Source organism: Cellulomonas triticagri (assembly GCF_003696205.1).
Classification (GTDB): Bacteria; Actinomycetota; Actinomycetes; order Actinomycetales; family Cellulomonadaceae; genus Cellulomonas; species Cellulomonas triticagri.
Map to the genome: position 1 here is coordinate 1 of NZ_RFFI01000060.1, position 26,745 is coordinate 26,745.

Annotated in this window: 27 protein-coding genes; 13 read left to right on the top strand and 14 right to left on the bottom strand. The window is 74.2% G+C overall.

The genetic code is table 11. The annotated features are described in order from the left end of the window. The 4 genes from EBM89_RS11685 to EBM89_RS11700 all read right to left on the bottom strand — a co-directional run. Nucleotides 1–985 (bottom strand): protein kinase family protein (locus EBM89_RS11685; protein ID WP_199732085.1); only part of this gene is annotated, 985 nt, incomplete at its 3' end. A gap of 127 nt (nt 986–1,112) precedes the next feature. Next, entirely contained in the window at nt 1,113–2,819 is a 1,707-nt protein-coding gene (murJ, locus tag EBM89_RS11690; RefSeq protein WP_122149604.1) for a murein biosynthesis integral membrane protein MurJ, read from the bottom strand. Then, complete coding sequence (locus tag EBM89_RS11695; RefSeq protein WP_147463536.1) at nt 2,819–5,164, bottom strand: DUF6049 family protein; 2,346 nt, start codon at nt 5,162–5,164, stop codon at nt 2,819–2,821. Before EBM89_RS11695 ends, murJ begins: the two co-directional genes overlap by 1 nt. After that, the gene (locus tag EBM89_RS11700) at nt 5,161–5,709 is read right to left on the bottom strand and encodes an NUDIX hydrolase (protein ID WP_122149606.1); all 549 of its coding nucleotides are present in this window, start codon (nt 5,707–5,709) and stop codon (nt 5,161–5,163) included. Before EBM89_RS11700 ends, EBM89_RS11695 begins: the two co-directional genes overlap by 4 nt. 183 nt (nt 5,710–5,892) lie before the next feature. Between EBM89_RS11700 and EBM89_RS11705 the strand changes: the two genes are divergently transcribed. Then, nucleotides 5,893–7,380: a CCA tRNA nucleotidyltransferase gene (locus tag EBM89_RS11705; RefSeq protein WP_199732088.1), complete on the top strand. Its 1,488-nt coding sequence runs from the start codon at nt 5,893–5,895 to the stop codon at nt 7,378–7,380. Nucleotides 7,381–7,396: 16 nt separating this feature from the next. On the opposite strand, the gene EBM89_RS11710 is transcribed toward EBM89_RS11705, so the two are convergent. Next, nucleotides 7,397–8,698 carry an MFS transporter gene (locus tag EBM89_RS11710; protein WP_122149607.1) on the bottom strand — a complete coding sequence of 434 codons (1,302 nt, stop codon included), beginning with the start codon at nt 8,696–8,698 and terminating at the stop codon, nt 7,397–7,399. A 62-nt stretch (nt 8,699–8,760) separates the two neighbouring features. On the opposite strand from EBM89_RS11710, the gene EBM89_RS11715 reads away from it, so the two are divergent. The 4 genes from EBM89_RS11715 to EBM89_RS11730 all read left to right on the top strand — a co-directional run bounded on the left by EBM89_RS11715 (nt 8,761) and on the right by EBM89_RS11730 (nt 11,475). Further along, nucleotides 8,761–9,237 (top strand): hypothetical protein, encoded by a 477-nt coding sequence (locus EBM89_RS11715; protein WP_122149608.1) that lies wholly within the window; start codon nt 8,761–8,763, stop codon nt 9,235–9,237. 114 nt (nt 9,238–9,351) lie between these two features. Beyond that, a complete protein-coding gene (locus tag EBM89_RS11720) occupies nt 9,352–9,696 on the top strand; it encodes a hypothetical protein (RefSeq protein ID WP_122149609.1) in 345 nt (114 codons plus the stop codon). Continuing rightward, nucleotides 9,696–10,946 carry a WXG100 family type VII secretion target gene (locus EBM89_RS11725; protein WP_122149610.1) on the top strand — a complete coding sequence of 417 codons (1,251 nt, stop codon included), beginning with the start codon at nt 9,696–9,698 and terminating at the stop codon, nt 10,944–10,946. Before EBM89_RS11720 ends, EBM89_RS11725 begins: the two co-directional genes overlap by 1 nt. 43 nt (nt 10,947–10,989) lie before the next feature. Beyond that, a complete protein-coding gene (locus tag EBM89_RS11730; RefSeq protein ID WP_122149611.1) occupies nt 10,990–11,475 on the top strand; it encodes a hypothetical protein in 486 nt (161 codons plus the stop codon). Nucleotides 11,476–11,488: 13 nt separating this feature from the next. Here the strand turns inward: EBM89_RS11730 and EBM89_RS11735 are convergent, their stop codons facing one another. The 8 genes from EBM89_RS11735 to EBM89_RS11770 all read right to left on the bottom strand — a co-directional run bounded on the left by EBM89_RS11735 (nt 11,489) and on the right by EBM89_RS11770 (nt 16,344). Further along, entirely contained in the window at nt 11,489–12,061 is a 573-nt protein-coding gene (locus EBM89_RS11735; RefSeq protein ID WP_122149612.1) for a hypothetical protein, read from the bottom strand. Beyond that, nucleotides 12,058–12,390, bottom strand: coding sequence for a DUF4333 domain-containing protein (locus tag EBM89_RS11740; RefSeq protein WP_122149627.1), 333 nt, complete (start codon nt 12,388–12,390; stop codon nt 12,058–12,060). Before EBM89_RS11740 ends, EBM89_RS11735 begins: the two co-directional genes overlap by 4 nt. A gap of 168 nt (nt 12,391–12,558) precedes the next feature. Then, nucleotides 12,559–13,095, bottom strand: coding sequence for a hypothetical protein (locus tag EBM89_RS11745; protein ID WP_122149613.1), 537 nt, complete (start codon nt 13,093–13,095; stop codon nt 12,559–12,561). A 9-nt stretch (nt 13,096–13,104) separates the two neighbouring features. Then, nucleotides 13,105–13,557: a DUF4333 domain-containing protein gene (locus tag EBM89_RS11750; protein ID WP_122149614.1), complete on the bottom strand. Its 453-nt coding sequence runs from the start codon at nt 13,555–13,557 to the stop codon at nt 13,105–13,107. Continuing rightward, nucleotides 13,554–13,883, bottom strand: coding sequence for a DUF4333 domain-containing protein (locus tag EBM89_RS11755; RefSeq protein ID WP_199732086.1), 330 nt, complete (start codon nt 13,881–13,883; stop codon nt 13,554–13,556). Before EBM89_RS11755 ends, EBM89_RS11750 begins: the two co-directional genes overlap by 4 nt. A gap of 38 nt (nt 13,884–13,921) precedes the next feature. Continuing rightward, nucleotides 13,922–14,494 carry a hypothetical protein gene (locus EBM89_RS11760; RefSeq protein ID WP_147463537.1) on the bottom strand — a complete coding sequence of 191 codons (573 nt, stop codon included), beginning with the start codon at nt 14,492–14,494 and terminating at the stop codon, nt 13,922–13,924. Nucleotides 14,495–14,596: 102 nt separating this feature from the next. Then, the gene (locus tag EBM89_RS11765) at nt 14,597–15,691 is read right to left on the bottom strand and encodes an inositol-3-phosphate synthase (protein ID WP_122149616.1); all 1,095 of its coding nucleotides are present in this window, start codon (nt 15,689–15,691) and stop codon (nt 14,597–14,599) included. Beyond that, nucleotides 15,688–16,344 carry a PadR family transcriptional regulator gene (locus EBM89_RS11770; protein WP_122149617.1) on the bottom strand — a complete coding sequence of 219 codons (657 nt, stop codon included), beginning with the start codon at nt 16,342–16,344 and terminating at the stop codon, nt 15,688–15,690. The genes EBM89_RS11765 and EBM89_RS11770 overlap by 4 nt, the downstream gene beginning before the upstream one ends. Nucleotides 16,345–16,683: 339 nt before the next feature. Here EBM89_RS11770 and EBM89_RS11775 point away from each other — a divergent pair, with 339 nt between their 5' ends. From EBM89_RS11775 to EBM89_RS11800, 6 genes are all read left to right on the top strand, one after another. Beyond that, entirely contained in the window at nt 16,684–19,092 is a 2,409-nt protein-coding gene (locus tag EBM89_RS11775; protein ID WP_122149618.1) for a penicillin-binding protein, read from the top strand. 151 nt (nt 19,093–19,243) lie between these two features. Further along, nucleotides 19,244–19,537, top strand: coding sequence for a 30S ribosomal protein S6 (rpsF, locus tag EBM89_RS11780; RefSeq protein WP_122149619.1), 294 nt, complete (start codon nt 19,244–19,246; stop codon nt 19,535–19,537). A gap of 62 nt (nt 19,538–19,599) precedes the next feature. Next, nucleotides 19,600–20,142 carry a single-stranded DNA-binding protein gene (locus tag EBM89_RS11785; RefSeq protein WP_122149620.1) on the top strand — a complete coding sequence of 181 codons (543 nt, stop codon included), beginning with the start codon at nt 19,600–19,602 and terminating at the stop codon, nt 20,140–20,142. 120 nt (nt 20,143–20,262) lie between these two features. After that, the gene (gene rpsR / locus EBM89_RS11790; protein ID WP_122149621.1) at nt 20,263–20,499 is read left to right on the top strand and encodes a 30S ribosomal protein S18; all 237 of its coding nucleotides are present in this window, start codon (nt 20,263–20,265) and stop codon (nt 20,497–20,499) included. Nucleotides 20,500–20,513: 14 nt separating this feature from the next. Next, on the top strand, nt 20,514–20,963 hold the full coding sequence (rplI, locus tag EBM89_RS11795) for a 50S ribosomal protein L9 (protein ID WP_122149622.1): 450 nt from the start codon (nt 20,514–20,516) through the stop codon (nt 20,961–20,963). 94 nt (nt 20,964–21,057) lie between these two features. After that, nucleotides 21,058–21,318, top strand: coding sequence for a hypothetical protein (locus EBM89_RS11800; RefSeq protein ID WP_122149623.1), 261 nt, complete (start codon nt 21,058–21,060; stop codon nt 21,316–21,318). Here the strand turns inward: EBM89_RS11800 and EBM89_RS11805 are convergent. Continuing rightward, entirely contained in the window at nt 21,305–22,663 is a 1,359-nt protein-coding gene (locus tag EBM89_RS11805; RefSeq protein ID WP_122149624.1) for an MATE family efflux transporter, read from the bottom strand. The two genes, EBM89_RS11800 and EBM89_RS11805, sit on opposite strands and share 14 nt — an antisense overlap. Nucleotides 22,664–22,938: 275 nt before the next feature. Here EBM89_RS11805 and dnaB point away from each other — a divergent pair, with 275 nt between their 5' ends. Further along, the gene (gene dnaB, locus EBM89_RS11810) at nt 22,939–25,524 is read left to right on the top strand and encodes a replicative DNA helicase (protein ID WP_199732087.1); all 2,586 of its coding nucleotides are present in this window, start codon (nt 22,939–22,941) and stop codon (nt 25,522–25,524) included. Nucleotides 25,525–25,875: 351 nt separating this feature from the next. Further along, the gene (locus EBM89_RS11815) at nt 25,876–26,709 is read left to right on the top strand and encodes a DUF4397 domain-containing protein (RefSeq protein WP_122149625.1); all 834 of its coding nucleotides are present in this window, start codon (nt 25,876–25,878) and stop codon (nt 26,707–26,709) included. Nucleotides 26,710–26,745: the final 36 nt, after the last annotated feature.

A 26,745-nucleotide genomic window follows, 5' to 3' on the forward strand; every position in this document is an offset into this window, starting at 1 on the left:
CTGCCGCCGTGGTGGCGGCCGCGGCCCCCGCGCCGGCGGTGCCGGGCAGCGCGTGCCACCGGCCCGCGTCGGCGGCGCGGTAGATCTCGTCGGCGCGGACGGCGCGCCAGGGCTCGAGCTCGCGGACGAGCTCTCCGGGGCTGTGCGGTCCGTCGTCGTGCGGGCCGAGGGTGACGGCGCAGAGCGTGTCGAGGTCGGCGGGGACGGACGTCACGAGGTCGGCCGGCGGCAGGGGCGCGCCGTCGCTCACCGGGGCGTCGGGGAGTCCGGCGGCCAGGGGTGCGGCCCCGGCGGCGGGGTTGCCGGTGCGCTCGGCGGACCACTCCTCGAAGGTGCGGACCGCGGCGGTGGCGTCCGCGGTGGCGGCGGGCCAGCGGCTGGTGAGCGCGGCGTACAGGACGCGGACCAGCCCGACGGCGTCGGCGCGGCTCATGGCGTGGGCGCCACCGCTGGCGGCCCCGATGAGCTCGCCGTCCACGGCGAGCCCCTCGAGGACGACGCGCCCGGTGGGGTCGACGACGACGACCTCGGGCCGCAGGGCGAGGTGGTGCACCCCGCGCCGGCGGGCGATCTCGAGGGCGGCGGCGACCTCCCCGACCACGGCACGGGCCTGGTCGGGGGCGAGCGGGCTGCCGGCGGCGAGCGCGGCGAGCGACCGGCCCTCCACGGCGGTGGTGACGACGTAGCCGGTGCCGTCGGCGCTGCCGACGTCGAGGATGCGGCTGAGGCGGGGGTCGACCACGAGGGCGGCTCGCCGGGCGGCGTCGAGCACGGCGGACGAGCGCTCGCCCGTGACGAGGGTGACGGTGACGGGCCGGGCGAGGATCTGGTCGGTGGCGGACCACCGCTCGGCGCCGGGCAGGTCGCTGGGCCGCGTCCCGTCCAGGCGGTAGCGACCGGCGACGGTGCTGCCGGGACGGCCCAGGACGGGGCGCGCGGCGGTCGGGTCCTGGGGTGCGGGGTCGCCGGGGCGGGCCTGCGCCACGTGGTCCTCCGTCCGGTCGGCGGGGCCCGTGCGGGCCCTCGGTCGTGCGTCGCGCCCGGGGCCGGGTGGGCCGCGGGCTCCTGGTCATGCTAGACGGGCACGTGCCCGCCGGGGGTGGCCGAGGGGGTCACCGGCGGCGCACGCGGCGTAGCACGGGGTCGACGAGGCCGTGCAGCTCGGGGGTGCGCAGCAGGGCCAGCACGCCGACGTAGACGCCCGACATGACGACGGCGCCGAGCACGCACGCCACGAGCCCGTCGCGGAAGTCCTGCACGGGCCCGAGGACGGCGAGCAGGCCGAGACCCGCGCCCGCGGCGAGGACCGCGCCGAGCCCGGCCTTGAGGTGCAGCCGCAGGACGCGTCCGCCGTCGACGCCGTCGAGTCGACGCCGGACCGCGACCAGCGCGATGACGGCGCCGACGAGGTAGGACAGCGCCATGGACGCGCACGCCGCGGCGACCCAGTACTGCTGGTCCAGGGTGATCCGGCCGAGCTCGGTGCCGCCGACCACGACGACCGCCATCACCACCTGGATCGGCACCATCGACCGGGCGTCCTCGTACGCGTAGTAGATCCGCTGGCAGAGCGACCAGATGCCGAACGGCACGAGCCCGAGCACGAGCGGGACGATCGCGGTCGCGAGCGCGTGGATCTGCCCGTCGGTCTGCGAGGGGAACATGACGCGGCTGAGCGGGAACGCGAGCACGGCGATGCCGACGGTCGCGAGGGCGGTGAACACCCCGACGGTGCGGACGCCGAGCGACAGGTCCCGGCGCACCCCGACGGTGTCGCCGCCCGCGGCGCGGCCGGACAGCCGGGTGAACAGGGCCGTCGCGAGCGAGACCGTGACGAGCGAGTGCGGCAGCATGAAGATGAGGAACGCCCGGTCGTAGACGCCGTTGCCCGCGACGCCCGCCTCGCTCACGGAGCTCGCGACGACGCTGATCCGCCACACCCCGACCTGCCCGATCACGAGCCCGACGAACGTCCACCCGGCGACGCGGCCCGCGGACCCGAGCCCGGACCCCCGCAGCCCCCACCGCGGTCGGTACCGGAAGCCGCTGCGGTACAGCGGCACGAGCAGGACGAGCGCCTGGACGGCGATGCCGAGGGTGGCCGCTCCGCCGAGCAGGGCCGTCTGGCCCGCGGTCCAGGCGTCGACGGGGGAGAACTCGTCGACCTGGCCGTGGACGTGCACGAGCAGCAGCAGCCCGGCGATGAACACGACGTTGTTGACGACCGGCGCCCACATGTACGGCCCGAACGAGCCCCGCGCGTTCAGCACCTGGCCGAGCAGCGAGTACAGGCCGTAGAAGAAGATCTGCGGCACGCACCAGAACGCCAGCGCGGTCGCGAGCGCCGTCACCCGGGGGTCCGGGAAGTCGGAGTAGAACAGCACGAGCAGCGGTGCGGCGATGGTGAGCACCACGGTCAGCGCGCCGAGCAGCGCGATGCCGAGCGTCAGCAGCCGGTCGACGTACTGCTGGCCGTCGGCCCGGCGGTACGCGCGGACCACCTGGGGCACCAGCACGGCGTTGAGGACGCCGCCCGCGATCAGCAGGTACAGCGTGTTGGGCAGCTTGTTCGCGACCGAGAAGGCGTTCGCGAAGTTGCCGGTGAGGCCGATCGCCCAACCCAGCAGCGTGGTGTTGAGCAGCCCCATCACCCGGGACGCGGCGGTGCCGGACGCCATCACGAGCGACGACCTGCCCAGCCCGGGCGACCGGGTGGGGGGCACGGGCGCGACGGCGGGGTCCGTGCCACCGCCCGCCGTGCTGCCCGCCGCGGTGCCGTCCGGGTCGGCGTCGTCCGCGGGGGTGGCGGGGTGCGTCATCAGGGGTCCTGTCGTCCGGGGGGTGCGGCGTCGTCCGGACGCCCGCTGCCGTCGTGCCGCGCGGCATCGTCCGCGTCGGGAAGGTCCGGGTCCGCGTCGGGGTCGGCGTCCGGCACGACCTTGGCACCGCGCCGGTTGGTCTGGCCGCGACGCACGGTCCGCCAGATGCCGAAGGCCAGGGCGAGCGCGAGCAGCACGCCGACGACGACGGACCCGACGCTCTCGATGGTCGGCGCGACGCGCGCCGCGAACGTGACGGTCCCGGCGACGTCCCGGCCGGACTCGGAGACGAGGGAGACGTCGACCTGCACGTCGCAGTTCGCGTTGGCCTCGACGGTGATCTGCACGGGCGTGTCCGCGCCCGCGCGCGCCGACTGCAGCTCCGAGCGGGCGGTGTCGAGGCAGCCCTTGCGGGGGCGCAGCTCGACCCGCACGTGGGCGTCCTGGTCGAGCTCGTTGCGGACGACGACGGTGATCTGCGCGGACGAGGAGATCACCGTGAACTGCTCGTTGAGCAGCACGGACAGGCCGCCCTGCCGGCCCTGCGCGAGGGCGAGGGCCTGGTCCACGGCCGCGGCGCGGCCGTCCGGGTCGGAGCGCCAGGCGACGGACAGCGGGGTGACGAGGTCGGCGTCGAGGCCGGCGAGCAGCGCGTCCGGGTCGTCCACGACGGCGGCGAACTCCCGCGCCGCGCGCCAGGACGCGGACAGCGCGTTCACCCACGCCGGGGTGAGCTCGGGCTCGTCGCGCTCGGCGTCGGGCAGCGCGGAGCGCGTGGCACCGTCACCCGACGCCTGCCCGGCGGTCTGCGCGGCGACGACCTCGGCGACGTCCCGGGTGTCCACCCACGGGGCGGCGTCCAGGGCGCGGAGCTGCGCGGTGGCGATGCTCGTGCTCGGCGACCAGTCGCGCGGGGTCGTGGCGACGAGGTAGGTGCTCGCGGCGTCGTCGGACCGGGCGAGGACGGCCGTCTCGGCCAGCACCCGCTGCGCGGCGGTCGCGGCGGTGACCCCCGGCTGCGCGCCAGCGGGGTCGGCGAGCAGGTCGCTGAGCGTCTCGTCCGGCACGATCGCGGTGACGGAACCGCCCGAGGTGCTCAGCGTCGTGGGGGAGGAGGGGGCGTCGGAGCCGTCGGCGGGCACCGACCCGGGTGCGAGGACCAGCGGCACCCCGGGCGCGGACGTCGCGGCCCGCGCGGCGGTGACCTGGTCCGTGGTGTCGTCGGCGGCCCACAGCACGGGCAGGGCCCCCGACCACAGCGCGCTGCTCTGCTGGGCGCTGGTGACGCCGAGCGCCAGGTCGAGCAGGTCGGCGTCGGGGTCGGCCTCACCCGCGTGCGCGATCGCGGCGACGTCCGCGTCCGCCCACGGCAGGCGCAGCACCTCGCGCCCGTCGGCGGCGTCGGTGAACGAGGACAGCCAGGTCTGCGCGGCGCGCGAGCCCGCCGCCGCCTGGTCCACGACGGCCGGGTCGACCGCCCAGGACACGAACGGCAGGTCACCGGTCGCCTGCAGCAGGCGTCCCAGTCGCCCGCCCGACGCGGTCAGGGCCGTGAGCGCCGCGTCGACCTCGGACTCCCCGCCGTCGGACGTCCCGGCAGACGGCATGACCTCGTCGCCCGCGGCCTCCCCGTCGGGAGCCGCCTCGCCCGAGACGTCCCCCTCGGGCGTCGGCGCCGCCGACGACGTCGGCGCGGGCGTCGGCGCGGGCGACTCCTCCGGCTCGGCCTCCTCGTCCGCGACGGGCACGGTCGCGGGACCGACGACCGGGGCGACGACGCCCACCTGGGCGGTCGGGACCTCGTCGGCGGACGCCCACAGCAGGAAGGTCCGGTCGACGCCGACGCGCTGCCGGCCGTCGCCGACGTCCAGGGTGATGCCGCGGGGGCCCCACGCCTCGTCCGTCCGGAGCAGGCCGATGTCGTCGGCCGGGACCGTCACGGTCACCGTGGTGCTCGCGCCGGGCTCCAGCGGCGTGTCCAGGACGGTGGTCGCGGCGACGTCGCCGATCGGGCTCGTCGTGCCCGCGGTCGCCCAGGCGGCGACCTCGTCGCGCGAGGACATCCGGTACCGGTAGATGCGGACCGACGCGCGGGGCTGCTCGATCGCGCGGGTGCCGTCGTTGCGGAGCGTGGCGGTGACCGTCAGGTCCTGCCCGGGCTCCAGCACCTGCGGGCTGACCTGCGTCACCGACGCGGTCACCGGCAGGGAGTCGGTGGACGGCGCGGCCGGGACCGCCGCGGGGGTCGCCCCGGCGGCGGGCTGGCCGACCAGCGCGAGCACGCCGGCGACGACCACCGTCGCCGCGACCGCTCCCGCGCGCCTCACCGTGCCGCGCAGCCTCATGCCCCGCCGACCAGGACCACGTGCGCGGCCTCGGCGAGTCGTCGTTCGTTCGGGTACGCCAGGCGGGCCGGCAGGTCGAGGACGGGCACCCACGCCACGTCCTCCGCCTCGCCGTCCGGGTCGTCCTCGACGGTCAGCTCTCCGCCGACGGCCCCGAGCAGGTAGTGGTGCACCATCTTGTGCACCCGGCGGTCGTCGCCCGTGAACCAGTAGTCGATGACCCCGAGCTGCCGGACGATGCGCCCGACGATGCCGGTCTCCTCGGCGATCTCCCGCACGGCGGCCTGCTCCGGCGTCTCCTCGCCCTCCAGGTGGCCCTTCGGCAGGCACCACTCCAGCCGGCCGGCCCGGTTGCGGCGCGCGATGACCGCCGCGACGTGGACGCCGGCGTCCAGGCGCACGACGAGACCGCCGGCGGACGTCTCCTCCACGACCGGGAGGTGGTGGTGCCGCGGGCGCGTCGACCGCGGGTCGATGCGCAGGGCGTGACCGCCCGGGGGCGCGGGGACGCCGTCCGGTCGCAGGGCACGCACGGGCTCGGGCATGCAGGCCACTGTAACGACTCCGCCCCTGGCCCGGTCCCCGTCCCGGGAGCGACCGCGTGCAGGACGTGTGCAGGAGGGGCCTCGCGGCGCGGGAGACCGCGGCGGGATCTGGCAGGCTTGGTCGTCGTGCCGTCCGACGACCAGACCCCCCGCAGCCCCCGCCCCGCCGCCGACGCCCCCGCCGTGGACGACCTGGCGCTGCTCGGGCTGCAGAGGCGCGCGCTCGGCGTGATCGCGGGACTCGCCCCGGCGGTGCTGGAGCTGGGGGAGCGGTTCGCCGAGGCCGGGCACGAGCTCGCCCTGGTCGGCGGGCCCGTGCGGGACGCGTTCCTCGGCCGCGCGTCGGCCGACCTCGACTTCACCACCTCGGCCACCCCCGACGAGTCCGAGCGGATCCTCGCCGCCTGGGGCGACGCGCACTGGGACATCGGCCGCGCCTTCGGCACCATCGGCGCCCGCCGGCACGCCCGCCGCGCCTCCGGTGACCGGCCCGCCTCCGAGGACGTCGTCGTCGAGGTCACCACGTATCGCACGGACGCGTACGACCCGGCGTCCCGCAAGCCCGAGGTGGTGTTCGGCGACAGCCTCGAGGGCGACCTCTCCCGCCGGGACTTCACCGTCAACTCCATGGCCATCCGGCTGCCGGAGCTCACGTTCGTGGACCCGTTCGACGGGCTGCGGGACCTCGCCGCCGGGGTGCTGCGCACCCCCGTGGACCCCCGGCAGTCGTTCGACGACGACCCGCTGCGGATGATGCGCGCCGCGCGGTTCGCCGCGCAGCTCGGGTTCCGGGTCGACGACGCGGCCTTCGCCGCCGCCACCGACATGGCCGACCGGCTCGCGATCGTCTCCGCCGAGCGGGTGCGCGACGAGCTCGTGAAGCTGCTGCTGTCGACCCGGCCGCGCGCCGGGCTCCGGGTGCTCGTGGACACCGGCCTCGCCGCGCACGTCCTGCCCGAGCTGCCCGCGCTGCGCCTGGAGATCGACGAGCACCACCGGCACAAGGACGTCTACGAGCACTCGCTGACCGTCCTCGACCAGGCGATCGACCTGGAGACCGGCCCGGACGGCGCGGTCCCCGGCCCCGACCTCGTGCTGCGCCTCGCCGCGCTGCTGCACGACATCGGCAAGCCCGCGACCCGCCGGTTCGAGTCCGGGGGCGGCGTGAGCTTCCACCACCACGAGGTCGTCGGCGCCAAGCTCGCCGCCAAGCGCCTGCGCGCCCTGCACTTCGACAAGGTCACCGTGCAGGCCGTCGCCCGGCTGACCGAGCTGCACCTGCGGTTCCACGGGTACGGCGAGGGCGCCTGGACCGACTCCGCGGTGCGCCGCTACGTCACCGACGCGGGCCCGCTGCTGGAGCGCCTGCACCGGCTCACCCGGTCCGACTGCACCACGCGCAACCAGCGCAAGGCGCGCCGGCTGTCTGCCGCCTACGACGACCTGGAGGAGCGCATCGCCCGCCTGCAGGAGCAGGAGGAGCTCGACGCGATCCGCCCCGACCTCGACGGGACGCAGATCATGGCGATCCTGGGCATCACCCCGGGTCGGCAGGTCGGGCAGGCCTACCAGCACCTGCTGGAGCTCCGCATGGAGCACGGCCCCCTGGGGGAGGACGCCGCCCGCGAGGCGCTGCTCGCCTGGTGGGCGGAGCAGCAGCAGCCCTCCTGACCGGCTGCCGCACCGGTTACCGCGCGACGGGCTCCGCGACCTCCGCCGGGACCGTCGGGCGGGTGCGGTACACCAGCGCCGCCACGACGTAGGCCAGCGCCAGGGCGGCGAACACCAGCGGCGACCAGCCGGTGTCCGGCAGGGCCACCGCCGCCAGCGCCGCCGCGCCCACGAACGCCGCGTTGTAGAGCACGTCGTACAGCGCGAACGCCCGACCCCGGTACGCGTCGGCGGTGTCCCGCTGCACGATCGTGTCCACCGCGATCTTCGCGCCCTGCGCCGCCAGCCCCAGCACCAGCGACCCCGCGAGCACAGCGGGCAAGGCCACCGTCACGGCGAGCAGCGCCTGCGTCGCCGCGGCCATCAGCAGGCACACCGCGATCCACCGGTGCGGGCCGATCAGCGGCGACACCACCGGCGTGACCACCACCGCCAGCGCGAACCCGACGCCGGTCACCCCCGCCACCGTGGTGAACATGACCAGTCCCGCACGGGCGTCCGCCGGGTCGGCCAGCAGGTTCCGCGAGATGAGGATGCTCGCGATGAACACCGCCCCGTACAGGAAGCGGTGCACCGCCATCACCCCGAGCGCCCGGCCCGGCGTCCCGCGCCGCACCAGGTAGCGCGCCCCGTCCACCAGCCCGCGCGCCAGCACCCCCAGGGCCCGCCGCACCTCGGCGCGCTCCGCGCGCGCGTCCGGGCCCAGCAGGTCGCGGCCCAGCCGCGTCGCCACCAGCGACGCCGACGCCATCAGCGCCGCCGCGATCAGCAGCGACGCCACGTCGCGCGCACCGCCGTCCGGCAGCACCAGACCCAGCAGCAGCCCCGTGCCCGCACCGACGCCCGCCGAGACCGTCCCCAGGGTCGGGGTGATCGAGTTCGCGGTCAGCAGCAGGTCCCCGGCGACCACCCGCGGCAGCGACGCCGAGAGCGCCGACAGCAGGAACCGGTTGACCGACAGCGTCACCAGCGCCAGCACGTACACCGCCGGGCCGACGCCGACCGTGGCCATCAGCAGCGCCACCACCAGCGTCAGCCCCATCCGGACCAGGTTCCCGACCAGCAGCACCTGCCGCCGCCGCCACCGGTCCAGCAGCACGCCCGCCCACGGGCCGACCACCGTGAACGGCAGCAGCAGCACCGCGAACGCCGCCGCCACCCCCGTCGCCGTCGTGGCGTTCTCCGGAGAGAAGAAGAACAGCGTCGCCAGGCCCGCCTGGAACAGCCCGTCCGCGCACTGGCTGACCAGACGCACCGACAGGAGCCGGCGGAAGTCGGCCAGGGGCCACAGCTGCTTGAGATCGGAGACCACCTGCACGCGGCCAGGCTATCCGGCCCGTTTCGTAGACTCGGCCGTCACCGCACGACCCGAGGAGACCCATGAGCACCGCCGCCCCGGACCCCGCCCTGACGCTGCCGGACGGGTGGCGCACCATCCCGCCGGAGATGGTGGGTGCGCCCGGCGTCGTGCTGGTCGGCGCGTACGAGACCCCGGACGCCGGGTTCACCGCCAACGTCACCGTCACCGTGCAGGTGCCCGACGGTCCGGTCGACCTGCCCGCGCTCGCCACGGAGGCGGTGCGCCGCATGGAGGCCGGGGCCCGGGACGTCGTCCTGCACCGGCAGGATCTCGCGGTGGACGACGCCGGCCGACCCGCGCTGTCCCAGGAGATCGCGTTCACGGCGGACCTCGGTGACCAGGAGGTCGCGCTGGTGCAGACGCAGGACGTGGTCGCGACCCACGACGAGGTGGCGGGAGCGGGTCGTTGGTGGACGGTGACCCTGACCGCGTCCGCCGGGCAGAGCGCGGACCTGCGGCCCGCCGTCACGGACCTCGTGCGGCGGCTGCGGGGCTGAACCGGCCGTCGCCACGGGCACCGGGACCACCCGTCCGGGTGGTCTGACCAGCACCATCTGGGCGCGCCCCGGTAACCTCTCAGCCAGTCCACGACAGACAGCCGAGGGGGAACCGTGTCCGGATCAGCGCTCGACGTCGACCCGGCGGCGCTCGACGCCGCGGCGTCCTCGATCAGCACCGTCGTGGACGCGCACGACGACGCCCCGCCCGCGCTCGGTGGCGGCGACTACGGCCACGCCGGGCTCGCGACCGCGACCGCGACCTTCCACACCCAGTACGGTCTGGCCCGGGAGCAGCTGGTGCTCACCGTCGACGTCCTCGCCGACGAGCTGGGCCGGCAGGCCGAGTCCTACCGCGCCGCGGACAGCGCGGCCGCCGGCACGATGACCTCGCTCGGCGGTTCGCCCGCCCCGTCGCCGTCGCCGCAGCCGTCGCCGCAGACCCCGGCGGTGCCCTGATGGCCGCGCTCGGGAGCACGAGCGACCCGCGGGCTCTCGTCCCGGGCGACCCGGCAGCCGTCCGCGCCGACGCGACGCTGCTCGAGCAGCAGTCCACCGCGCTCGAGGACGCCGCCGACGACCTCGCCGCCGTGCGGGTCGACGACTGGTCAGGAGACTCGGCGGACGCCTTCTGGGGCGTGATGGACATGCAGCCCCGCTCGTGGCGCGTGACCGCCGATGCCCTGACCTCGGCGGTGACCCAGCTGCGGGGCTACGCCGACGTCCTCACCACGGCGCAGTCCAACGCCGCGACGGCCATCGAGACCTGGGAGCAGGCGCAGACCGCCACCGAGCAGGCGACCCGGACGTACAACGGGCAGGTCTCGACCTACAACACCGCGATCCGGACCTGGCAGACGTCCGGCGGCACCGGCACCCGCCCGACCGCCCCTGGGCCGTTCGTCGACCCCGGGGCGGCAGGACGTGCTGAGGCGCAGGAGATCCTGTCCTCCGCGCAGCAGTCCGTGCAGGACGCGGGTGACGACGCCGCCCAGGCGCTCGGACGCATCGTCGTCAGCGACCGGTGGGTCGTGCGGACCGACGCGGGCACCGAGATCGGCGCGAGCGAGGGCCAGGCCAGCAGCACGCTGTTCAAGGTCGACCCCGAGACCGGTGAGTGGCAGATCGGCCTGGCCAGCGCCGACGGCTCGATCGCCTGGTACACGGCGAGCGCCGAGGTCGAGGCCCGGTACGGCGCCTGGTTCGCGAAGGCGGACGCCGAGTTCCAGGCCGGCTCGCTCGAGGGCGAGGCGTCGTTCGGCATCGAGGGCGGGTCGCTCGTGGCGGAGGCCTCCGGCTCGGCCGCGCTCATCCGCGGGTCCGCCAGCGCCTCGGCGGGCGGCGAGTACGGGCACGTCGGCGCCGAAGCCGAGGTCTTCGCCGGCGGCTACGCCGAGGCCGGTGTGCAGATCGGCGCCGAGGGGGTCGGCGCCACCGTCGCCGGGTTCGTCGGTGGCAAGGCCGAGGGCTCCGTCGAGGGCGAGGTCGCCGGTGTCGGCGGCAAGGCCACCGGTGAGCTCTGGGCCGGATGGGGCGCCGAGGCGAACGTCGGCGTCACCCAGGGCCGGGACGGCACCTGGACCATCGGAGCGAAGGCGGGAGTGGCCGCCGGGCTCGGCGGGAGCGTCGGCTTCGAGGTGACCGTCGACCCTGCGGGTGTCGCCGACGCCGTCGGGGACGCCGCCGACTGGATCGGCTCCCTGTTCTAGGGGCGTGCCCCCGCCCCCGACACGACCAGCCCCGAGGAGACCGATGTCTGCCAACCCCCGCTTCTCGTTCACCCTCCCCGCCGGGTGGGAGCCCCGTCCGGCGTCCGCCGCGCCGGTGCAGGGCGTCGACCTCGCCGCCCTCTACGCGATCGCCGACCAGGGCTTCACACCGAACATCACCGTCGCCCTGCAGCGCGTCCGGGACCTCGCCGGGCTCGAGCAGATCGCGGAGCAGACCGTGCAGCTGCTCGCCCGTCGCCACCCCGACGTCACCGTCGCGCGCCGGGCACCGCTCGGTGGGGAGCGAGCGCCGGGCATCGGGCAGGAGGTGCGGTTCACCGCCGACGTCGCCGGATCGCCGGTCACGCTCACGCAGGTGCAGGTCGTGCTGGCGGCGGGCCCGCTCGACGAGGCGGGTCAGGTCGTCTTCAAGTCGGCGTTCACCGCGACCGAGCGGCAGGCACCCAGCCTGCTGCCCGCGTTCCAGCAGTTCGTGGCCGGCCTCGCCCTGGCGGACGAAGAGGGCTGAGCCCGCTCCGTGCTCAGCCGATCGCGCCCGTCGACCACGCCCACAGCGCCCAGGCGATCGTCGCGAGCGCACCGGCACCGCCGACCACCGCCGCGACGGTCGCGACGCGGACCTCCCAGCCCGCCCGCTCCTTCCAGCCCAGCGCCTTCGCCGGCTCGCGCACCATGCGCTGCCCCTCGGCGGAGCTGAACACGAAGTCCACCACGGAGGTCGGCCGCGCGACCGCGGCCACCGGGCTCGAGCCGCCGATCGTCTTCTCGAACGAGACCTCGTGCACGCGCCCCCGGAACCGCGACGCCTGAGCCGATGCCTCCAGGCGCGGGGTGGACGCGCCCGCCGGGCCGGCGCCGGCCTCCCAGCGCACGTCGTACAGGTCGTCGACCAGCGTGTAGCGGCGCCGCTCCTCGTCGACCGCCACGCGGTGCTGGACCACCTTCTTCCGGCCGGCCGCCCCGAGAGGGCCGTACCACTGCGCGTCGGCCAGGTCGATGCGCAGGTCGAACCCCTCGGGCGTGTCGACCAGGACGTACGGCGTCCCCGCCGCGCGCGCCGCCACCGCGGCGCGCAGGTCGTCGCGGGCGGTCACGCCTCCTCACCCTCCGCGAGGACCTCGTCGTCGACCTGGATCGCGAACGCGACATCGGTGCCCTCGACCTCCGTGACCGTCACCGTGACCCCCAGCCGGTCGGAGCCGGCGGTCAGCGTGCAGCGGACCGAGGCGTCCACCTCGCCCGGCAGGTCCTCCGGGCAGTCCAGCGCGTCCGGGGCCTGCCCGGCCATCTCGGTGAGCTGCTCGGTGACCTTCGACTCCAGGTCGTCGGCGGCGACGCGCACGGTGCCCACCCCGGCGGAGACCGAGCAGGCGGAGAGCGTCAGGGCGAGCAGGATCGCCGGTCCGGCGAAGCGGGTTCTCATGCGCACATCGTGGCACGCGCCGCGACCGCCGACCCCGGAGACGAGCGGGGACTCGTGCGAGGGGGGGGACGCGGTGATCGTGTGGGCGTCCACGTTCACGGCGGCCGTCGAAGGATCCGTGCTCGAGGACGTCCGCGAGCTCGTAGCCAGCCTGGCGGTGCCGGTCGGTCAGCGGAACGCGCCGACGGCCCAGCCGAGGCCGAGCCCGAGCAGGGTCAGCCCTCCGACGACGAAGCCGAGGACGGCGGCAGCCCGTGCCGATCTCTCAGCAGACCCCCGCTGCTCGACCCAGCCGATCTCCTCGGCCGCGGCGCGGATGTGACGGTGCACCTCCCGGGTGTCGTACCGGTGCTGCTGCGGACCGTCGTCGGTCCACGTCGTCACGACCGTCGTCTCGGCGATGCGGCCCCTGCGCTGCAAGATCCGCAGGGCGGTACCGAACACCGGTACCGACGACCCGTCCCGGTCGCTCCACGTCACCTCGACGTGCTCGTCGGTGATCGTCAGGACCCAGGTCTCCTCGTCCAGGACCACGTGGTTCTGGACGACCTTGGCGACCCGTGATCCCGGACGGCTGCGCACGTGCCAGTCCTCCGCGGCGAGGTCGCGCCGCACCACGAAGCCGTCCGGTGTGCGCCATGCCGCGTAGGGGCTGCCGACCAGGCGCTCCGCGACGGCGTCGAAGAGCTCGTCACCGGGGGTCACGTCGCCACCTCAGGCGTCCGCGTCACGAGCGGTGGAGGACTCGTCCACCTCGACCCAGATGTCGACGTCGGCGTCGTCCACGGCCCGCGCCGACGCGGTCAGGCCCAGCGACTGGCCGCCGTCGGTGAGGGTGCACCGGACCTCGGCGCCCTGCTCCGCGGGGAGCGGGTCCGGGCAGTCCACCGACTCGGGAGCCCGTCCGACGGCCTGCTCGAGCGCGGCGGACACCTTGACCTCGAGCTGGTCCGTGGGGACCTGGGGCCGGCCCACCGACACGGAGGCCGAGCAGGCCGACGTGGTCAGCAGCGCGAGGAGGACCACAGCTGCGAGCACGCGGCGCATCGGTGCCGTCCTGGCGCGCGCGCCTCCGCCGTCGTGCGGGTCGGGCGTGCCCACCAGGACGCACCGCGTGCCTGACGCGCGTGCCGCCACCGCGGTGCGCAGGTCGTCGCGGGCGGTCACGCCTCCTCACCCTCCGGCAGGAGGTCCTCGTCGACCTCGATCCTGAGGACGGCGTCATCGCCGTCCACGGACCTCACCGTCACCGTCGCACCGAGGTGACCTTCTGTGATGGTCAGCGTGCAGCGGACCGACTCGCCCACCTCGGCGGCGAGACCGTCCGGGCACTCGACGTCGTCCGGCAGTCGGCCGACCTCCTGCTCGAGCATCTGGTTCACCTTGTCCTCGAGCTCGGCGGAGGAGAACCCCGCACCGCCCATCGAGACGGACACCGAGCACCCTGTCAGCAGGAGCAGCAGAGCGGGGGCGGCGCCGCGGGCGGCTCTCATGACCGGCATCCGCTCCGGGCGACCGCGCCGGCCGCCGGTCACAGGAGTCGCAGCGCGGCGACGACGGCGATCGTCACGCCGACGAGTGCGGCGACGCCACCCCCGGCGATGCCGGCGACCATCCCCATTCGCTGGGCGTCGCCCATCCGCTCCCGCCACCCGAGCCGCTGCGCGGGCTCGCGCACCAGACGGTGGCCCTGCGCGGAGTCGAAGACGTAGTCCACGACGACGGCGGGCCGTGCCGTCTGGGCGTCGACGCCGAGCGTCCGCTCGAACGAGACCTCCCGCACGCGCCCCTGGAACCGCGTGACCTCGGCCGACGCGACCAGCCGGGGTACCTGGCCGGCGGCGGGGTCGGCGGCGGCGGTCCAGTGCACGTCGTAGTGGTCGTCGGTGATCGAGTACCGGCGCGCGGACTCGTCCAGGCGCACCCGGTGCTGGACGACCTTGCGTCGGCCCGCGGTGCCGAGGAGCCCGTACCAGCGGGCGTCGGCGAGGTCGATGCGCAGGTCGAAGCCGTCGGGCGTCGGGACCACGGAGTAGGGCGTGCCGGCGGTCTGCTCGGCGACGGCCGCGCGGAGGTCGTCCGCGCCGGAGGTGCTGGTCGTCATGGCGGTCATGGTGGCACGCCGGACGCGCCGAGGCCCCGGCGACCTGGTGGTCACCGGGGCCTCGTGCTCAGCGGGAGGCGCTGGTCAGCGCTCCGCTTCGCGTCAGCGCTCGATCTCGCCGCGGATGAACTTCTCCACGAGCTCCCGGCCGTGCTGGTCCTCGTGCTGGACCGGCGGGGACTTCATGAAGTAGGTCGACGCCGACAGGATCGGGCCGCCGATGCCGCGGTCCTTCGCGATCTTCGCGGCGCGGACGGCGTCGATGATGATGCCGGCCGAGTTGGGGGAGTCCCAGACCTCGAGCTTGTACTCGAGGTTCAGGGGCACCTCGCCGAACGCGCGGCCCTCGAGGCGGACGTACGCCCACTTGCGGTCGTCGAGCCACGCGACGTAGTCCGACGGGCCGATGTGGACGTTGCGGTCCTCCTTCTTGCCGGCCAGCGGGCCGTCCTCGAGGTTGGAGGTGACCGCCTGGGTCTTGGAGAGCTTCTTGGACTCCAGGCGCTCGCGCTCGAGCATGTTCTTGAAGTCCATGTTGCCGCCGACGTTCAGCTGGTACGTGCGGTCCAGCACGACGCCGCGGTCCTCGAAGAGGCGGGCGAGCACGCGGTGCGTGATGGTCGCGCCGACCTGCGACTTGATGTCGTCGCCGACGATCGGGACGCCGGCGGCCTCGAACTTCGCGGCCCACTCGGGGTCGGACGCGATGAACACGGGCAGGGCGTTGACGAAGGCGACGCCCGCGTCGATGGCGGCCTGCGCGTAGAACTTGTCCGCGTCCTCGGAGCCCACCGGCAGGTAGGAGACGAGCACGTCGACCTTGGCGTCCTTGAGGGCCTGGACGACGTCCACGGGCTCCGCGTCGGACTCCTCGATGGTCTGCGCGTAGTACTTGCCCACGCCGTCGAGGGTCGGGCCGCGCTGGACGGTCACGCCGAGCGGCGGGACGTCGGCGATCTTGATGGTGTTGTTCTCGGACGCGACGATCGCCTCGGACAGGTCGAAGCCGACCTTCTTGGCGTCGACGTCGAACGCGGCGACGAACTCCAGGTCGCGGACGTGGTAGTCCCCGAACTGCACGTGCATCAGGCCCGGGACCTTGGTGGCCGGGTCGGCGTCGGCGTAGAACTGCACGCCCTGGACCAGCGACGAGGCGCAGTTGCCCACACCGGCGATGGCTACGCGGATGGCGGTCATCCTCGCTCCTTCTGAGGGGTTGGTGCCGCGACGATGGGGTCATCCTCGACAGCGTTCGAGCCGGTGACGTTCGGCTGATCGTCTCCGGTGGGACGGGCGGGGCGGGAGCCGCGCTCGTGGTCGATGAGGTCGTCGAGCCAGCGGACCTCGCGCTCGACCTGGTCGAGGCCGTGCCGCTGGAGCTCGAGGGTGTACTCGTCCATGCGGACGCGGGTGCGGTTCAGGGACTCCCGGATGACCTCGAGGCGCTCGGTCATCCGGGTGCGCCGGCCCTCGAGGATCCGCAGGCGGGTCTCGCGGTCGGTCTGGCCGAAGAACGCGAACCGGAACCCGAAGTTCTCGTCCTCCCAGGCGGCGGGGCCGGATGACGCCAGGACGACCTGGAACCGCTCCTTGCCCTCGGCGGTGAGCTGGTAGACGATCCGGGCGCGCTTGCCGGCGAGGCCGTGGGCGGGCGCCTCGGTGGGGTCCGAGCCGGCGATGAGGCCGCGGGCCACCAGCGACTTGAGCGCCGGGTAGAGCGACCCGTAGGACAGGGCGCGGAACGACCCGAGGAGGAGGTTGAGGCGCTTGCGCAGCTCGTACCCGTGCATCGGGGAGTCGTGCAGCAGGCCGAGGATGGCGGACTCGAGCACGTCGGACTTCGCGCGCACGTCGCCTCCCTCGTCTCGTCGTCGTGATCGATGTATCGAACTGATACATCGGTGAGAGTAGGGCGAACCGGGCGTCCCGGGCAACACCTCCGCTTCACCCGCGCGTCGCCGGACCCGGACGGGCGGTTCCGGTGCCGTTCACGTGCGTCGGGGCGGGCGGGGCTGCGATGCTCGGCACGCGGCGGTGGACGGGCGCGGGGGTCGTGGCGATCACGTGAAAGTCCGCCGACCGGGCCCCTCGGCCCGCGACCCGCGTCGGGGGCTCGCGCATACTGATCCGGGCCCGGACCGGCACCGCCGACCCGGATCCCTCCCGGATGTCCACAGGAAGGCAGCACGTTGGCAGGCTCGACCCGACGGTCCACGGGACCCGCCCCCCGCGGCGGTTCGCGCGCGTCCGCGACCCGTCAGCCCGCCGACGGCGGTCGGCGCCGCATCATCGACTACCCCCGCCGCGGCTACCGCGGGCTGCACCGCTGGCTGCCGTCGTGGCGGTTCGTGGTCGGCAGCATCCTCGGGGGCGTCTTCCTGCTCGCCGGCGTCGGTGTCGCCGCCTACGCCCTCACCGACGTCCCCGCCCCGGACGACTTCGCGGAGGAGCAGGCGTCCACCGTCTACTTCGCGGACGGCAGCGAGATCGGCAGCTACGAGGGCCCGAACCGGACGCTGGTCGACTACGAGTCCCTCCCGCCGTACGTCGGCGAGGCCGTCGTCTCCGCCGAGGACCGCACGTTCTTCGAGAACTCCGGCATCTCCATCACCGGCATGGCCCGCGCTTTCCTCAACAACGTGCAGGGCGGCGCGACGCAGGGCGCGTCCACGCTGACGCAGCAGTACGTCGAGCGGTACTACGTCGGCCAGACGACGACCTCGTACGTCGGCAAGGCCAAGGAGGCGCTCCTCGCGATCAAGATCGCGCAGTCCGAGACCAAGGAGCAGATCCTCGGTCGGTATCTCAACACCATCTACTTCGGGCGCAACGCGTACGGCATCGAGGCCGCCGCGCAGGTGTACTTCGGCAGGTCCGCCGCGGAGCTCGACGTCTCGCAGGCGGCGATGCTCGCCGGGCTGATCCCCTCGCCCAACAACTGGGACCCGGCCGTCAGCCCGGAGAAGTCCGAGCAGCGCTGGAACTACGTGCTGGACGGCATGGTCCGCGACGGGTACGTCACCTCCGCCGACCGCGCGGCGCTGGTGTTCCCCGAGGTGATCCCCTACGAGCGCTCCGACCGGCTCGAGGGCCCCGACGGCTACCTGCTCGAGTACGTGCAGAACGAGCTCGCGGCCACCGGCTCGATCACCCCCGACGTGCTGAGCACGGCGGGCCTGCGGATCACCACGACCATCCAGCCGAACGTCCAGCAGAACGCCGTGGACTCCGCCAACCGCCTCCAGGACGGCACGTTGTCCGACGGGGAGATGCCGTCCGACCGGCTCAAGGTCGGCGTGGTGTCGGTCGACCCGGCCACCGGCGGCATCGTGGCGATGTACGGCGGGCGGGACTTCCTGACCGACCAGATCAACCGCGCGAGCCGCGACGCCGTCCAGGGTGGGTCGACGTTCAAGCCGTTCACCCTGATCGCCGCGCTCGAGAACGGCATCCCGCTGACGAAGACGTACCCCGGCTACTCGCCGCAGGAGTTCGGCACCTGGAAGGTCAACAACTTCGGCGGCACCGACTACGGCACGATCGACCTGGTCAAGGCCACCGAGCAGTCGGTCAACACCGTGTACGCCCAGCTCAACCTCGAGGTCGGGCCGGAGAAGACGGCCGACGTCGCCACGCGTGCGGGCGTGACCCGTCCGCTCAACAGCGAGCCGTCCAACGTGCTCGGCACCGACATCGTCAGCCCGCTCGACATGGCGTCCGCGTACGCGACGATCGCCGCCCAGGGTGTCTACCACAAGCCGTTCATGGTGGCCCAGGCGACCTACCTCGACGGCGACGTCGCCTACTCGGGGCAGACGCAGCCGCTCCAGCAGTTCGACGCCGACGTCATGGCCGACGTGACCTACGCGATGACCCAGGTCGTCGAGGAGGGCTCCGGCGAGACGTACATCAAGCCGATCGGCCGGGAGATCGCCGGCAAGACTGGCACGTCCAACGAGAACAAGTCCGCATGGTTCGTCGGCTTCACGCCGCAGATCTCCACGGCCGTCGCGCTCAGCCAGGTCGGCGAGGACGGCAAGGCCCAGGACACCATCACGCCCTGGGGGCGCTCGCCGAGCGGACGCACGGTCACCGAGGTCACCGGCGGCAGCTGGCCCGCCGCGCTGTGGGCCGACTACATGGTCAACGCGCTGCAGCAGCCCGAGTACGCGACGCCGGTGCCGTTCCCCGAGCGCGCCAACGTCAACCGCGCGGTCCCCACCCAGGCGCCGACGACCGAGGCCCCCGTGGAGACGAGCCCGCCCGAGCCGGAGGAGCCCGCCACCATCGCGGTGCCGTCGGGCCTGGAGGGGCAGCTCTCCGGCGACGTGCAGGCCGCGATCACCAACGCGGGTCTCGTCGCCACCGTGGTGGAGGAGGACAGCCAGCAGCCCGCGGGCACCGTCCTCGGCATCAGCCCGGGCGCCGGGACGCAGGTCCTCCCCGGGTCGACCGTGACCATCCGCGTCTCCCGCGGCCCGCAGGAGCCGGAGCCCGAGCCGTCGCCGTCCGCTCCCGAGGCGGGCGCCGGGCTGGGCGGCGGGTCGCAGGGCGGCGGCGGTGCCGGGAACGCCGGCGCCGGCACCGGCGGCGGGTGACCGCCGTCCCCACGAGCTCCCGTGAGCCGGTAGACTCACGGGCTGCTGTGCCTTCCCGACGTCGCCGATCGACGTCACCGGGTGGTGCAGCGACGCACGACACCCTCCTGCCACGGAACGACCGTGGCCGCCGAGACCAGAGGAGGTGGGTATGAGCCTGCGTCAGTACGAGATGATGATCATCCTCGACCCCGAGATCGAGGAGCGCACCGTCGCCCCGTCGCTCGACAAGTACCTGTCGGTCATCAAGACCGACGGTGGCACCGTCGACAAGGTGGACATCTGGGGCCGACGCCGCCTGGCGTACGACATCAAGAAGAAGTCCGAGGGCATCTACGCCGTCGTCGACTTCTCCTCGACGTCGGACACGGCCAAGGAGCTCGACCGCCAGCTCGGCCTCAACGAGGCCGTCCTGCGCACGAAGGTCCTCCGCCAGGGCGTCTGACCGCCCTCCCGCGCGCGCCGCGTGCGGACCCTTCCCCCTTCTGACGAGAACGAGGAGCTGGCATGGCTGGTGACACCACCATCACGGTGATCGGGAACCTGACTGCCGATCCGGAGCTGCGGTTCACGCCGTCCGGCGCCGCGGTCGCGAACTTCACCGTGGCGTCCACGCCGCGCACGTTCGACCGCCAGAGCAACGAGTGGAAGGACGGCGACACGCTGTTCCTCCGCTGCTCGATCTGGCGCGAGGCGGCGGAGAACGTCGCCGAGTCGCTCACGAAGGGCACGCGCGTCATCGTCAGCGGCCGGCTGGTCCAGCGGTCGTACGAGACCCGCGAGGGCGAGAAGCGGACCGTGTACGAGCTGCAGGTCGACGAGGTCGGCCCGTCGCTCCGCTACGCCTCGGCCAAGGTCACCCGGACCCAGCGGTCCGGTGGTGGCGGCGGCTTCAACGGCGGTGGCGGCGGCGGTGGCGGCTTCAACGGGGGCGGCAACGGCGGCGGTGGCGGCGGCTTCAACGGTGGCGGCCAGGCCGCGCAGGACGACCCGTGGGCCACGCCCGCGGGCGGCGGCGCGGGCGGCTACTCCGACGAGCCCCCGTTCTGATCGCTTGAACCGCACCGCCGGCCCCTGAGGCCGGCACCCACGGGCGCGCGCCCGTCCAGCACATCCCATCCCGGGGCACGGCAACGCCCCGGGCTCCCTTCATAGACAAGGAGCACCACGATGGCCAAGGCCGTTGTCCGGAAGCCCAAGAAGAAGCAGAACCCGCTCAAGGCGGCGAAGATCGAGTCGGTCGACTACAAGGACACCGCCCTGCTGCGGAAGTTCATCTCCGACCGCGGGAAGATCCGCGCCCGTCGCGTCACCGGCGTGACCGTCCAGGAGCAGCGCGCGATCGCGCGTGCCGTCAAGAACGCCCGCGAGATGGCCCTGCTGCCGTACTCGTCGTCGGCGCGCTGAGAAGGAGCACGAAGATGGCCAAGCTCATCCTGACCCACGAGGTCACGGGCCTCGGCGCTCCTGGCGACGTCGTCGACGTCAAGGACGGCTACGCCCGGAACTACCTGGTGCCGCGCGGTCTCGCGACCGCCTGGACCAAGGGTGCCGAGAAGGAGGTCACGGCGATCCGCCGTGCCCGCAAGGCGCGCGAGATCGAGACCCTCGAGGAGGCGCGCGCCGTGCGTGACTCCCTCCAGGGCAACCCGGTCACCGTCTCGGCGAAGTCCGGCGACGCCGGCCGCCTGTTCGGTGCCATCACGACCGCCGAGATCGCCGACGCCGTCAAGGCGGCCGGTGGCCCGTCGATCGACCGCCGCAAGATCGAGATCGCGCAGCCGATCAAGGCGACCGGCGAGTACACCGTGCAGGTCCGCCTGCACGCCGAGGTCTCCGCGAAGCTGACCGTCACGGTTGTCGCAGCCTGATCTCCGCCTGACACGGAGGCCCCGCCTCCCGGCCCTGCCGGGGGAGCGGGGCTTCTGCGTCCCCCCGGCCGGCCGCGTGCCGTACGGTCGGGGCATGGGGGAGCAGCAGCCGAGCACGGGACCCGCGGGGTCCGCCGGGAAGGACGACGCCTCGACGGCGGACGTGGCCTACCTGCCGATCGGGCTGGTGTTCCTGATCCTGGGGCTGTCCGGTCTGGTGAGCGACTCGATGCGGTACGCATCGTTCGCGTTCCTTCCGATCGGGGTCACGTTCCTGCTGCTGGCCCTGCGGTCCCGCGGCTCGGGCGAGACGGTGCCGGACGGGGAGCCGGGCCCGGACGTCACGCCCCGGTGACCAGCCAGCGGTCGCCGCGCGCCCGCAGACCCGTGGTGACCGCCCGGGCGAGCATGAACACCCCGGCGAACGCCGCCCAGAGCCACGCCAGGCCCGCCCAGCCCTCGGGCGCCCACGCCCGCACCGCCAGTGCCACGGGTACGTACGCGGCGAGCGTGACCAGGCCGACCGCGGCCAGGTAGCGGCCGTCCCCGGCACCGATGAGCACGCCGTCGAGCACGAACACCCACCCGGCCATCGGCATCAGCACCCCGGTGACGACCAGCGCGACGGTGATCGCGTGCCGGACGTCCGGGTCGGAGGTGAACGCCGCGGACAGCCACCAGCCGATCGCGGCCGTGCCCAGCCCGAGCACCGCGCCCGCCCCGACGCCCCACTGCAGGGTGCGCCGCAGCAGCGCCCGCACCCGGGGGACGTCAGCCGCGCCGAGAGCCGTGCCGATGAGGGCCTGAGCGGCGATGGCGAGCGCGTCGAGCGCGAACGCGACGAACCCCCAGACGGCGTTCACGACCTGGTGCCCGGCCAGGGCGACCGGTCCGAGGCCGGTGGCGACCCACACGGTCAGCAGGATCGCCGCGCGCAGCGACAGCGTCCGCAGCAGCAGCGGCGTCCCCGCGCGGATCCCGGCGACGACGCCGCCGACGGCGGGACGCAGCGAGGCGCCCGCCGACCGGGCCCCGCGGACGACGACCACCGCGAGCCACGCACCCATGCCGATCTGGACGGCAGCCGTTCCCGCGCCCGACCCGACGATGCCCCACCCGGCACCGTAGACCAGCACGACGTTGAGCACGACGTTCACGGCGGCGCCGGTGGCGGCCACGACCAGGGGCGTGCGGGTGTCCTGGAGCCCGCGCAGCGCCCCGGTGGCGGCGAGGACGAGCAGCATCCCGGGCAGGCCGGGGGCGGAGGACCGCAGGTACAGCACCGCCTGCTCGGCGACGGCACCGTCCGCACCCAGCGCAGACACCGCCCAGGGCGCGACGACGAGGGCCGTCGCGGCCAGCAGCACGCCGAGCCCGAGCGCGAGCCACAGGCCGTCGACGCCCATCTGCATCGCCCCGGCGCGGTCGCCGGCCCCGGACCGCCGGGCCACCGCCGCGGTGGTGGCGTAGGCGAGGAAGACGCACAGTCCGACGACGGTGACGAGCAGCGTCGAGGCGAGGGAGAGGCCCGCGAGCTCGGTGGTCCCGAGACGCCCGACGATCGCGGAGTCGGCCAGGACCAGCAGCGGCTCGGCGACCAGCGCGCCGAGCGCGGGCACAGCCAGCCCCAGTATCTGGCGGTCGACCGTGGACCGTTCGTGTCCGAGGGGTGAAATGGGGGCCAACTTCTTCCTGTCCACACCGGTTGACGGTGTTCGTGCGGGTGAGAGCCCGGTGGTGGAGCCTTCGTCCGGAGTTCTCCACACCTGTATCCACGACCTGTGGACAACTCGGGGAGTGGTCCACACCTTTCCACAACCGCGTCCCCAGGCCCTGTGGACGTCTCGCTTGATGGGCGTCCCTGACCGGCCTACTCTCGCGACGCGCGCACCGCCCAGCAGGTCGGTCGCGTGTCGGTGGTGCCTGGTGGACTGGGTGCTGGCGGCGGGGAGCGACGACGAGGGCGGGGCAGCACGTGACCATCGAGGACCTGGAGTACGGCGCGGCCGCGGACCAGGGGCGGCCCGCGTTCGACCGCACGCCCCCGCAGGACCTCGACGCCGAGCAGTCCGTCCTCGGCGGCATGATGATCTCCAAGGACGCCATCGCCGACGTCGTCGAGGAGATCCGCGGCACCGACTTCTACCGGCCGGCCCACGAGGCGATCTACGACGCCGTCCTCGACCTCTACGGCCGCGGCGAGCCCGCCGACGCCGTCACCGTCGCCGACGAGCTCACCAAGCGCGGCGAGATCGGCCGCATCGGCGGCGTGCCCTACCTGCACACCCTCATCTCGATGGTGCCCACCGCCGCGAACGCCGGGTACTACGCCCGCATCGTGCGCGAGCGCGCTGTCCTGCGCCGCCTCGTCGAGGCCGGCACCCGCATCGTCCAGCTCGGCTACGCCACCGACGGCGGCGACGTCGAGGAGATCGTCAACAACGCGCAGGCCGAGGTCTACGCCGTCAGCGACCGCCGCACCACCGAGGACTACCACCGCCTCGGCGAGGTCGTCGCGGGCACCCTCGACGAGATCGAGTCCGCCGGGCACCGCGGCGAGGGCATGGTCGGCGTCCCCACCGGGTTCGCGGACCTCGACCGGCTCACCAACGGGCTGCACCCCGGGCAGATGATCGTCATCGCCGCCCGTCCGGCCATCGGCAAGGCGCTCGCGCTCGACACCCCGCTGCCGACGCCCACCGGCTGGACCACGATGGGCGACGTCCAGGTCGGCGACCGGCTGCTCGCCGCCGACGGCACCGTGACGACCGTGGTCGCCGCGACCGACGTGATGACCGACCGCCCGACGTACCGGGTCCGGTTCGACGACGGCACCGAGATCGTGGCCGACGGCTCCCACGAGTGGCTCACCCGGACGCGTGCCGAGCGCCGCTCCGGCCAGCCGGGCGAGGTCCGCACGACCGAGGAGATCGCGCGGACGCTCGCCTGCCCGACCGCCGACCGGCGGGCCAACCACGCCGTGGCCGTGGCACCCCCGGTGCAGCTGCCCGAGGCCGACCTGCCGCTGCACCCCTACGCCCTCGGCGTCTGGCTCGGTGACGGCCACTCCGCGTCCGCGCGGTTCACCTCCGCGGACCCCGAGATCGCCATGCGGATCGAGGGGCTGGGCTACCGGGCGGAGTCGCGCCCCTCGGGCCACCCGGGTGCCGCGCGGCTCTACTCCCTCGCGCTGCCCACTGAGCCGACGGCGGCGCGCGACTGCCTCGTGTGCGGCACCTCGTTCGTCCCGAAGGTCGCGAACGTCCGCACCTGCGGGCAGTCGTGCGGTGGGCGACTGCGGTTCATCGCCCCGCCCTCCGACGCTCTCACCTGCCGCGACTGCGGCGGCCCCTCGACGGGCGGGGTCCGCTGCCGCGCGTGCCGCGACAGCCGCGGGACGGTGCCGGCGATCCTGCGCTCGCTCGGGGTGCTGGGCGACAAGCACATCCCCGCGACCTACCTGCGCGCGTCCGAGGCGCAGCGCCGCGAGCTCCTGGCCGGCCTGCTGGACACCGACGGGACCGTGAACCCGACCGGGAGCCCGCAGCTCACGTTCACGAGCCTGCGCCTCGCCACGGAGGCTCGGGAGCTCGTCCAGTCGCTCGGCTACCGGACGGGCTGGTCCACGCGCGCGGTGCGGGGGCGGACCGAGGAGAGCTCCACCGCCTACACGATCACGTTCACCACGGACGACGACGTCTTCGCCCTGGAGCGCAAGCGCCTCGTGCACAAGGACCGCCGCCGCCCCTCGACCGCCCGGCTGCGGCAGCGCATGGTGGTCGCGGTCGAGCGGATCGCGTCGGTGCCGGTGCGCTGCGTGCAGATCGACCACCCGGACCACCTGTACCTGGCCGGACGCTCCTTCGTCCCGACGCACAACTCGACGCTCGCGCTGGACTTCGCCCGGGCGGCGTCCATCAAGCACCAGCAGGCGTCCGTCGTGTTCTCGCTCGAGATGAGCCGCTCCGAGATCACCATGCGTCTGCTCTCCGCCGAGGCCCGCGTCGCCCTGCAGAAGATGCGCAACGGCACCATGGGCGACGACGACTGGCAGAAGCTCGCCCAGATCCAGGGCAAGCTCACCGAGGCGCCGTTGTTCATCGACGACTCGCCCAACATGTCGCTCATGGAGATCCGCGCCAAGTGCCGGCGGCTCAAGCAGAAGCACGACCTCAAGCTCGTCATCATCGACTACCTGCAGCTCATGTCGTCCGGCAAGCGTGTCGAGTCCCGCCAGCAGGAGGTCTCCGAGTTCTCGCGTGCGCTCAAGCTCCTCGCCAAGGAGCTCGAGGTCCCCGTGATCGCGCTGTCGCAGCTGAACCGTGGTCCCGAGCAGCGCACCGACAAGAAGCCCGCGATGAGCGACCTGCGTGAGTCCGGGTCCATCGAGCAGGACGCCGACATGGTGATCCTGCTGCACCGCGAGGACGCGTACGAGCGCGAGTCGCCGCGTGCGGGCGAGGCCGACCTGATCGTGGCGAAGCACCGTAACGGTCCGACCGACGTCATCACGGTGGCGTTCCAGGGGCACTACTCGCGGTTCGTGGACATGCAGGCCTGACAGCGTGTCTGCCGCATCTTGCCGCGCCTGAGGTGCGGCGGCCGCACCGACGAGCAGGCGCGTCCTTCGACCGAGGCGGCGGCGTCGCGGGCGGAACCCGGCCCGTGAGGTCGGCGTGGCGCGTGAATCAGAGTTGATTCATCGCGGACCGGGAGGCCGGATGCATCACACGTGATGCGCCGGTTCTCGCGGGGACGCTCGTGCCTGCCCACGCGGCTCTCGTTCCGATCACGTGGCGCTCGGGTCGTCCGGTGAGAAGCCCGCCCTCGGTGCATCCATCCGCGCCTTCGCCGCCGAAGAGGGAGTGCCACAGCCGCCGCCCCCACGGGGGCACCGGACAGAGGAGCTCCCATGCGTCACCGTCCGTTCGTCACCGGGTCCGCGGCCCTCGCCGCCGCGGCCCTCGTCGCCGTCGCGAGCGCGCTGCCCGCATCCGCCGCCACCGCGGGGACCGCGTCCCTGTCGGTGCTGCACGGCGTCCCCGACCTGACCGTCGACGTGTGGGTCGACGGCGAACGCACCCTGGACGACTTCACGCCCGGCACCCTGGCCGGTCCGCTGGACGTCCCCGCGGGAGCGCACACGCTGGTGGTCACCGCGGCGGACGCCGCCGACACCAGCACCCCGGCGATCGGCCCGGTGGACGTCACCCTGGACGCCGGGGCGAGCTACACCGCGGTCGCCCACCTGGACGAGGCGGGCAGCCCGACCGCCACGCTGTTCACGAACGACACCTCGGCCGTCCCGGCGGGGCAGGCGCGCCTGACGGTGCGGCACACGGCGGCGGCTCCGGCGGTCGACGTGCTGGCCGGGGGCAGCCCGGTCGTGACGAACCTGTCGAACCCCGATGAGCAGAGCCTCACCGTGCCCGCCGGGACGGTGTCGGTGGCGGTCGCCGCCACCGGGACCACCGACCCGGTGCTCGGCCCGACCGACCTGACGCTCGGCGAGGGCACGGCCACCCTGGTGTACGCCTGGGGCTCGCTGGAGGCCGGGAACCTGCAGCTCGCGGTGCAGACGCTGGAGGGCCTGCACTCCGCACCGGGCGGGGTGCCGTCCGGTGAGCTCGGCCTGGCGGACCCGGGCGGGTCGGCCCTGCCGCTGGGGATCGCCGCCGCGGTGCTGCTCGCGGTGGCCGGGGCGGTGGTCCCGGTGCGGCGACGCGCGGCCGCCCGGCGGTCCTGACGCCCGGCCCGCACCACGGCACCCGGTCGCGCCGCC

Coding starts and splice junctions, on each gene's coding strand:
- rpsR (WP_122149621.1), top strand. CDS start 20,263: ATGGCCAAGGCCGTTGTCCGGAAGCCCAAGAAGAAGCAGAACCCGCTC.
- murJ (WP_122149604.1), bottom strand. CDS start 2,819: ATGACGCACCCCGCCACCCCCGCGGACGACGCCGACCCGGACGGCACC.
- EBM89_RS11800 (WP_122149623.1), top strand. CDS start 21,058: ATGGGGGAGCAGCAGCCGAGCACGGGACCCGCGGGGTCCGCCGGGAAG.
- EBM89_RS11815 (WP_122149625.1), top strand. CDS start 25,876: ATGCGTCACCGTCCGTTCGTCACCGGGTCCGCGGCCCTCGCCGCCGCG.
- EBM89_RS11725 (WP_122149610.1), top strand. CDS start 9,696: ATGGCCGCGCTCGGGAGCACGAGCGACCCGCGGGCTCTCGTCCCGGGC.
- EBM89_RS11695 (WP_147463536.1), bottom strand. CDS start 5,164: ATGAGGCTGCGCGGCACGGTGAGGCGCGCGGGAGCGGTCGCGGCGACG.
- EBM89_RS11715 (WP_122149608.1), top strand. CDS start 8,761: ATGAGCACCGCCGCCCCGGACCCCGCCCTGACGCTGCCGGACGGGTGG.
- rplI (WP_122149622.1), top strand. CDS start 20,514: ATGGCCAAGCTCATCCTGACCCACGAGGTCACGGGCCTCGGCGCTCCT.
- EBM89_RS11700 (WP_122149606.1), bottom strand. CDS start 5,709: ATGCCCGAGCCCGTGCGTGCCCTGCGACCGGACGGCGTCCCCGCGCCC.
- EBM89_RS11740 (WP_122149627.1), bottom strand. CDS start 12,390: ATGAGAACCCGCTTCGCCGGACCGGCGATCCTGCTCGCCCTGACGCTC.
- EBM89_RS11730 (WP_122149611.1), top strand. CDS start 10,990: ATGTCTGCCAACCCCCGCTTCTCGTTCACCCTCCCCGCCGGGTGGGAG.
- EBM89_RS11785 (WP_122149620.1), top strand. CDS start 19,600: ATGGCTGGTGACACCACCATCACGGTGATCGGGAACCTGACTGCCGAT.
- rpsF (WP_122149619.1), top strand. CDS start 19,244: ATGAGCCTGCGTCAGTACGAGATGATGATCATCCTCGACCCCGAGATC.
- EBM89_RS11765 (WP_122149616.1), bottom strand. CDS start 15,691: ATGACCGCCATCCGCGTAGCCATCGCCGGTGTGGGCAACTGCGCCTCG.
- EBM89_RS11755 (WP_199732086.1), bottom strand. CDS start 13,883: ATGAGAGCCGCCCGCGGCGCCGCCCCCGCTCTGCTGCTCCTGCTGACA.
- EBM89_RS11760 (WP_147463537.1), bottom strand. CDS start 14,494: ATGACGACCAGCACCTCCGGCGCGGACGACCTCCGCGCGGCCGTCGCC.